The organism is Pseudomonas sp. (genome assembly GCF_030150285.1).
In the GTDB taxonomy this organism is placed as follows: Bacteria; Pseudomonadota; Gammaproteobacteria; order Pseudomonadales; family Pseudomonadaceae; genus Aquipseudomonas.
Map to the genome: position 1 here is coordinate 26,760 of NZ_JASLGE010000021.1, position 6,257 is coordinate 33,016.

At 62.2% G+C, this 6,257-nt stretch carries 8 protein-coding genes; all 8 read right to left on the reverse strand.

Going from position 1 to position 6,257, the window contains the following annotated elements; genetic code table 11:
- Nucleotides 1-177: 177 nt before the first annotated feature.
- Complete coding sequence (locus Q1W15_RS03665) at nucleotides 178-573, reverse strand: hypothetical protein (RefSeq protein WP_300720285.1); 396 nt, start codon at nucleotides 571-573, stop codon at nucleotides 178-180.
- 102 nt (nucleotides 574-675) lie between these two features.
- On the reverse strand, nucleotides 676-1,878 hold the full coding sequence (gene ccmI, locus Q1W15_RS03670) for a c-type cytochrome biogenesis protein CcmI (protein WP_300720287.1): 1,203 nt from the start codon (nucleotides 1,876-1,878) through the stop codon (nucleotides 676-678).
- A complete protein-coding gene (locus Q1W15_RS03675) occupies nucleotides 1,871-2,347 on the reverse strand; it encodes a cytochrome c-type biogenesis protein (RefSeq protein ID WP_300720289.1) in 477 nt (158 codons plus the stop codon). Before Q1W15_RS03675 ends, ccmI begins: the two co-directional genes overlap by 8 nt.
- Nucleotides 2,344-2,880, reverse strand: a complete 537-nt coding sequence (locus tag Q1W15_RS03680; RefSeq protein WP_300720290.1) for a DsbE family thiol:disulfide interchange protein — start codon at nucleotides 2,878-2,880, stop codon at nucleotides 2,344-2,346. Before Q1W15_RS03680 ends, Q1W15_RS03675 begins: the two co-directional genes overlap by 4 nt.
- Nucleotides 2,877-4,850: a heme lyase CcmF/NrfE family subunit gene (locus Q1W15_RS03685; protein ID WP_300720292.1), complete on the reverse strand. Its 1,974-nt coding sequence runs from the start codon at nucleotides 4,848-4,850 to the stop codon at nucleotides 2,877-2,879. The genes Q1W15_RS03680 and Q1W15_RS03685 overlap by 4 nt, the downstream gene beginning before the upstream one ends.
- The gene (gene ccmE / locus Q1W15_RS03690) at nucleotides 4,847-5,305 is read right to left on the reverse strand and encodes a cytochrome c maturation protein CcmE (RefSeq protein WP_004143391.1); all 459 of its coding nucleotides are present in this window, start codon (nucleotides 5,303-5,305) and stop codon (nucleotides 4,847-4,849) included. The genes Q1W15_RS03685 and ccmE overlap by 4 nt, the downstream gene beginning before the upstream one ends.
- A complete protein-coding gene (ccmD, locus tag Q1W15_RS03695; RefSeq protein ID WP_002908220.1) occupies nucleotides 5,289-5,519 on the reverse strand; it encodes a heme exporter protein CcmD in 231 nt (76 codons plus the stop codon). Before ccmD ends, ccmE begins: the two co-directional genes overlap by 17 nt.
- On the reverse strand, nucleotides 5,516-6,253 hold the full coding sequence (locus tag Q1W15_RS03700) for a heme ABC transporter permease (protein WP_300721948.1): 738 nt from the start codon (nucleotides 6,251-6,253) through the stop codon (nucleotides 5,516-5,518). Before Q1W15_RS03700 ends, ccmD begins: the two co-directional genes overlap by 4 nt.
- Nucleotides 6,254-6,257 lie beyond the last annotated feature (4 nt).

A 6,257-nucleotide genomic window follows, 5' to 3' on the forward strand; every position in this document is an offset into this window, starting at 1 on the left:
AACTTTAAATTATTGTTTTAATTAAAAACTCACGGATGACAAAAAAATTATTCATACCCAAAAAAGAAATAATTTGTAACGACTCAGTGAGTGCCATAGAGGAACAGCATGCAAGCGGGCCCGCTGCCGCCCTCTCATTAACAATGGCGATGTCTTTATTCAGGTGTCACGACTGCATCACTTGAACTGCCGACTCAACCCCGGTGGCACGCCGCTGGTATCGGTCTCTTCCCAGGGCCCGTTGGGGCTGACCGCGCGGCTCCAGCCGTTGTTCCAGCGGTAGTAGGCGCGTTGGCGGTAGAAGACGTTGGTCTGGTCGTCCAGCACGTACACCCCCAGGCGCGCATCCCAATGGCTCGGGCCGCCGGGCGGCGGTGCGAACGTGGCCGAGGTGCGCGGCAACGGCTTGGGCGGTGTGGGGAGGGGCATGTCCGGCAGCGGCTTTTGGCCCGGTTGCGGGGTGGGCAGCGGTGCCGGGGTAGAAGGCGTTGTTCGCTCGTACGGCTGATGAACCGAACAGGCGCTCAGGCCTAAAACGACACTGAGCAAGGTGAGACGGGCCAGTGAATTCATGAAGGTCTCTCTGTGGTTTACCTCCCGTAGGCACGAGCTTGCTCGCGATCTTTTAAAGATCAAAAGATCGCAATCAGGCTCGCGCCGGCGAAGGTAGGCCGGTTATTTATCCGGACTGTCGATGGTCAGCTGTTGCAGCGTCCGGGTGTCGCTGGGCAGCGGTTGGCTGCGCCCCGCCCATTCACCTGCTGTCGGTTGGCCAGCACGGGAGACGCGCGCCACCAGTTGGACTTCAGGAAAGTTCGACAGTTTCAATTGCGGCATCATCGCGTCGGCATCGCTAAGTTCCACCGTGATCGGCAAGTCGGCCACGGTCACCCGTTTGACAGCCAGCGGGGCCGGAGGCCCGGACACGGCACGGGCGAAGATAAACACGCTGTCGCCTGGCAACACGCTGGCTTTCACGGCGTCGGCCAGGTCGACAGTGACCTTGATTGAAGCCAACGCCTGGGTCGCTGGAGCCGCCTGGACCGCACCGCCACTGGCCTGCAGTTGCTCACGGGCTTTTTCGATGCCGCCTTCCAGCGCACTGCGCGAAGCGTCGCCTGCGGGCAGTTCATTCATCAGGCGCTGCCAGTAACCAATGGCGTCCTGGTAACGCTGGCTTTCAAAGGCGGCAATGCCCAGCAGGCCCAAGCTGGTGACTTCCTTGGGGTCGGCCTTCAAGGCTTCATCGGTCAAAGCCTGGGTCTTGTCGCTCCACTGTTTGTTATCGGCAAAGTATTGGGCCTGAGCCCATTGCCCCAGCAGTTCAGGCTGGCGACCCGCCAGTGTCACCGCGCGCTCAAATACCTTGGCGGCTTCTGCCGGGCGGTTTTGGGCCATGTAGGCACGGCCCAGGAAGTACAAGCCTTCGGCCGAATCCGGCTGAGCCACTGCCGCACGCTCCAGGCGCGAGACCATCTCTTCCAACGACTTGGGCGGCTGCGAAAATTCGCGGGTCAGTTCGACCTTATCAATGGCACCGAAGTGCAGGTACAACCCCAGGCCCAGCACCGGCACCATGACCGCTGCCAGCACTGGCAGCGTTTTGCCCAGTGTCGACACCCGCACCACCGCAGCCCCTTCGGTGTCAGCCAGCAGTTCACGGGCGGCTTCAGCACGCCCGGCGTCAAATTGCTCAGGGGTTAACACACCTTGATTGCGCTGCCCCTCCAACTCGGCCACACGCTCCTGATACAAGGCCACGTTCAAGGCGGTGCGGTCTTCTTCGCGTTGGGCACGACGCCCGCGCAACACCGGAATCAGCATAAAGCTCAGGGCAATCAGTAGCAGCAAACCTGCTGCAAGCCAGAATTCAATCATCTTGTTTTTTATCCAGCAAAGCGTCGAGGCGCTGACGCTCCTCGGCAGAAAGTGCGTCCGACTGTTCGGTCTGCACAGTACGACGACGGCGCCCAACGATCACACCGATCACCACCAGCCCCCCCGCCAGCAACCCCAGCGGGCCAAACCACAGGAAGGCGGTTTTGGCCGTCAGGGCCGGTTTGTAGCGCACGAACTCACCGTAACGGTCCACCATAAAATCGATGATCTGCGGGTTGTCCTTGCCTTCGCCCAGCATGCGAAAGATTTCGCGGCGCAGGTCGGTGGCAATCGGTGCGTTGGAGTCGGCCAGGTCCTGGTTCTGGCACTTGGGGCAGCGCAGTTCTTGGGTCAGCTCGCGAAAGCGCGCCCGCTCGGCCTCGTTGGCAAACTCATAGGTGTCGATGGCGGCGTGGGCCACACCGGTCAGGGTCAGGCCACAGGCCACAGCGGTTAACCAGCGTTTCATGGCCTGGCCTCATCCACCAGCGCCTGATAGCGGCCGGCCAGTTGCTCACGCCAGACCGTTTCGTCGATCACGCCCACGAACTTGTAGCGAATAATGCCCTGGCGATCGATGAGGAAGGTTTCCGGGGCCCCATACACACCCAGGTTCAGGCCCAGCGAGCCCGCTTCGTCATTGATGTCCAGTTGGTAGGGATTGTGGAACTCCTTGAGCCACTTTTTCGCGTCTTCATTGACGTCCTTGTAATTGACGCCATAAATCACCACGCCCTGCTCCGCCAGTTTGGTCAGCACCGGGTGTTCAATCTTGCACGAGATACACCAGGTGGCCCACACGTTGACCAGCGCCGGCTTACCCTTGAGGTCTGCCTCGGTCAGGGTGCTGTCGCCCTCCACCGATGGCAGGCTAAAGGCCGGGAACGGTTTGTCGATCATGGCCGACGGCAACTCGGTCGGGTCCAGGTACAAGCCCCGGTAGAGAAACCACGCCATGCCCAAAAAAATGGCCAGCGGGAACAGCATCAACCAGCGTCTCATACGGCGGCTCCTGTCATGCCCAAGGCGTCACGCACTCGGGTTTTCACCTTGACCCGATAACGACGGTCCAGCGCCGCCAACACCCCCCCAAAGCCGGTGAGCAAACCGCCCAGCCAGATCCAGCGCACAAACGGTTTGACGTGCACGCGCACGGCCCAAGCCCCATCACCCAGCGGTTCGCCCAGCGCCACATAGAGGTCGCGGGTGAAACCGGCGTCGATCCCGGCCTCGGTCATCATCGAGTTTTGCACCGTGTACAAGCGTTTCTCCGGGTGCAGCACACTCACTTCCTTACCGTTGCGGATCACCCGCACAGTGCCTTTGTCCGAGGTGAAGTTAGGCCCTTCAAAATGCCGTGCACCTTCAAAAACGAACTGATAACCGCCCAGTTCCATGGATTCGCCCGGTGCCAGGCGCAAGTCGCGCTCGGCGCTGTTCTGACTGGACAGCACCACGCCCACCGCACACACGGCGATGCCGATGTGCGCAATCTGCATGCCCCAGTAGCTGCGGGTCAGGCTGCGCAGGCCTTTGATCAGGCCTTTGTGACGGGTTTTGTCGCCAATATCACGCACCCCGGCCAGCAACACCCACGCCGCCAACATAAAGGTGGTCATCACCGCCCAGTTAAAATCGCCATAGGCCACGCCCGCAATGGCCGACAGGGCCGCACTGCCCAGCAGCACCGGGGTCAGCATGCCCAGCAGCCATTTGACCGGTGTGTCTTTCCAGCGCACCAGTACGCCGATGGCCATCACCCCCATCAGCAAGCCCATCAGCGGAATAAACATCGCGTTGAAGTACGGCGGGCCCACCGACATTTTCGCGCCACTGATGGCATCCACAATCAGCGGGTACAGGGTGCCCAGCAGAATCATCGAGGCGGCCACCACCAGAATCAGGTTGTTGCCCAGCAGCAGGGTCTCGCGGGACCACAGGTTGAAGCCGACATGGCTTTTCACGACAGGCGCACGCAACGCAAACAGGGTCAGCGAACCGCCCACCACAAACAGCAGGAAGATCAGGATAAACACGCCGCGTTCCGGGTCGGAAGCGAACGCGTGTACCGAGGTCAACACGCCGGAGCGCACCAGGAAGGTGCCCAGCAGGCTGAGTGAAAACGCGGCAATGGCCAGCAGTACTGTCCAGCTCTTGAATACGCCGCGTTTTTCAGTGACGGCCAACGAGTGAATCAGCGCCGTGCCCACCAGCCACGGCATAAACGACGCGTTTTCCACCGGGTCCCAGAACCACCAGCCGCCCCAGCCCAGTTCGTAGTATGCCCACGCCGAGCCCAGCGCGATGCCGAGAGTGAGGAACATCCATGCCGCCTGGGTCCAGGGACGCGACCAGCGCGCCCAGGCAGTATCCAGCCGGCCCGCCAGCAGCGAGGCGATGGCGAAGGCGAAAGCCACCGAGAAGCCGACGTAACCCATATAGAGGATCGGCGGATGGAAAATCATGCCGATATCCTGCAGTAGCGGATTGAGGTCGCGACCATCAATGGGGTACTGCGGCAGGCCGCGGCTGAACGGATTGGAGGTGAAGAGGATAAACAGCAGGAAACCAAAGGCGATCATCCCCATCACCGCCAGCACCCGGGCGACGGCGTCGAGCGGCATCCGGCGGCTGAAGATGGCGACGGCAAAGGTCCAGACGCTGAGCAGCAGAACCCACAGCAGCAGTGAGCCCTCGTGCGCCCCCCAGGTTGCCGCCACCCGATACCACACCGGCAGCGCGCTGTTGGAGTTTTCCGCCACGTAGCGGACGGTAAAGTCATTGACCACAAAGGCGTGCACCAGCAGCAGGAAGGCGCCGCCGATACAGGCGAATAGCCCACAGGCCAGCGGCCGGGCCAGGGCCATCAGCCGCCGATCCTGCCGCGCCGCGCCCCACAGGGGATAAACGCTCAGGAGCAGCGCCAGCCCCGCCGCCAGACACAATAAAAAGTTGCCCAGTTCCGGCATCATGGCTGCGCCCCCGTTTTCTCTGGCGTCATGGCGTTTTTCACCTCCGGCGGCGTGTAATTTTCATCATGTTTGGCCAGCACCTGCTGGGCGGTAATATGCCGCTCGCCGTCCAGTACGCCCTGGGCCACCACGCCCTGCCCTTCACGAAACAGGTCCGGCAAAATGCCCTTATAGCTGACGTCCACCACCCCGCGGGCGTCATACAGCTTAAAGCGCACGTCGAGGGTTTGCGGGTCGCGCTGCAGGGAGCCCGGCTGAACGTAGCCTCCCACCCGCAGCCGCTGACCGGTATGGGGCAGCGCCCGGGTTTCCGTTTTGCCGTAGATAATTTCCCCCGGGGTGTAGAACAGATCGATATTGCTGCTCAGGGCGTACAGCGTCAGGCTGACGGTCAGCCCGAGGCCGGCGAGCACCGCCAGCACGATATACAGCCGGGTTTTACGACGCGCTTGCATCCGCGGCCTCCTTGTCGTGTTCGCGGGCGGCAGCGATCCGCCGCTCGCGCGCCTGCTGGCGTCGTACCTCATGGAACAGCGCCCGCCGCGCCCACAGAGTGTGCACCGTCAGCAAGCCAAAGGCGGCGACCGCCACGGCCACCGCCAGCCAGACGTACACGGCATAGCCGCCCATATTCAGGAAGGCGGCGAAAGACGAAAAGGCGGGGCTCATCGGGCAGCTCCTTTATTCACCAGCGCCACCACCCACGGTCGACGGCGCTCCAGCTGCAGGATCAGGTTACGCAGGCGCATCAGGGTCAGCGTGACCGACAGCATGAGGAAGGCAAAGATGCAGATCCGCAGCGGCAGACGCATGCTTGGGTCGATGGTTTGCTGCGGGTTGGTCGAGCCCTGGTGCAGGGTGTTCCACCAGTAGACCGAGTAATGAATGATGGGCAGATTGACCACCCCGACCAGGACGAGGATCCCCGCCGCGCGCCCGGCCAGCCGCCGGTCGTCAAAGGCGTGCCACAAGGCGATGACCCCGGCATACAGAAACAGCAGCACCAGCTCCGAGGTCAGGCGGGCGTCCCAGATCCACCAGGTTCCCCACATTGGCTTGCCCCACGCCGCGCCGCTGACCAGCGCCACCAGGGTGCAGACCGCCCCCACCGGTGCCAGGGCGGCGATCGCCAGATCGGCCATTTTGATCTGCCAGACCACCCCGATGAAGGCCGCGACGGCCATCGCCAGGTACAGCCCCATCGACCACATCGCCGCCGGGACATGAAGATACATGATCCGGTAGCTTTCCCCCTGCTGATAGTCCGCCGGGGCGAAGCCAAATCCCCACCCCAGACCGATGACCAGCAACAGCGCGCTCAACGCCGCCAGCCAGGGGATCCAGCATCCGCACAGGCGGTACAGCCGCTCGGGGATCGCCAGTTGATGTAACGCTTTCCACATAGAC

Excerpts from the sequence above, each read along its gene's own strand:
- ccmD (WP_002908220.1), bottom strand. The coding sequence starts at position 5,519 with ATGAGCCCCGCCTTTTCGTCTTTCGCCGCCTTCCTGAATATGGGCGGC.
- ccmI (WP_300720287.1), bottom strand. The coding sequence starts at position 1,878 with ATGATTGAATTCTGGCTTGCAGCAGGTTTGCTGCTACTGATTGCCCTG.
- Q1W15_RS03700 (WP_300721948.1), bottom strand. The coding sequence starts at position 6,253 with ATGTGGAAAGCGTTACATCAACTGGCGATCCCCGAGCGGCTGTACCGC.
- ccmE (WP_004143391.1), bottom strand. The coding sequence starts at position 5,305 with ATGCAAGCGCGTCGTAAAACCCGGCTGTATATCGTGCTGGCGGTGCTC.
- Q1W15_RS03685 (WP_300720292.1), bottom strand. The coding sequence starts at position 4,850 with ATGATGCCGGAACTGGGCAACTTTTTATTGTGTCTGGCGGCGGGGCTG.
- Q1W15_RS03680 (WP_300720290.1), bottom strand. The coding sequence starts at position 2,880 with ATGAGACGCTGGTTGATGCTGTTCCCGCTGGCCATTTTTTTGGGCATG.
- Q1W15_RS03665 (WP_300720285.1), bottom strand. The coding sequence starts at position 573 with ATGAATTCACTGGCCCGTCTCACCTTGCTCAGTGTCGTTTTAGGCCTG.
- Q1W15_RS03675 (WP_300720289.1), bottom strand. The coding sequence starts at position 2,347 with ATGAAACGCTGGTTAACCGCTGTGGCCTGTGGCCTGACCCTGACCGGT.